The following is a 589-nucleotide window of genomic DNA, read 5'->3' on the forward strand; positions in this document are numbered from 1 at the left end:
GGGTGCGGCTCAGTTCCGAATATGTGGATATGCTGCGGGATAATCCGGTACCGGTCGATCTCAAGGTGGTCTCGGCGCTGAAAAAGCCGATGGCTATTGACATCTACTGGTGGTTGACCAAGCGCGTCTACAACCTGCACGAGCCGGCCACGATCAGCTGGCAGCAGCTCTACCAACAGTTCGGCTCCGATTCCGAGCTCAAGGACTTCAAACGGAAATTCAAAAGGGCTTTAGGGGATGTGCTGGAAGTCTATCAATGCAAGATCACGGTCGGCCCTCAACGCGTGACTGTCTTCCCGAGCCAGACCAGCGTCCCGACCGTCGCACAGACCCGCAATGCAGAGAAGCAGGCGAGGTTGGAGCGAGTGCGTGATTCGCGCTCGGCGTCGGTGAAGGCGGCCGGTCCGGAGGATACGGGTCACTGGCAGACGTTCGACGCCTCCTGGCAGGTGTTCACCACATCCGACCTGTTCGATGTGAACACGGCCCGTGAACACAGGGACGGCCTCGTCCCGTGCGGGGAATGCCGGTACTGCCGCTTCGACCAGAGCAACGAGGAGCATCACGGTGAGAACGCCGAGATGTCGGA

General features: G+C 59.9%; 1 protein-coding gene. It reads left to right on the top strand.

Annotation, left to right across the window (positions count from 1 at the left end; all coding sequences use genetic code 11):
- Nucleotides 1-2 precede the first annotated feature (2 nt).
- A partial coding sequence (locus tag HMPREF1494_RS05685; RefSeq protein ID WP_081724119.1) for a replication protein RepA occupies nt 3-589 on the top strand: 587 nt, incomplete at its 3' end.

This window comes from Bifidobacterium sp. MSTE12 (assembly GCF_000513015.1).
Lineage (GTDB): Bacteria > Actinomycetota > Actinomycetes > Actinomycetales > Bifidobacteriaceae > Bifidobacterium > Bifidobacterium dentium.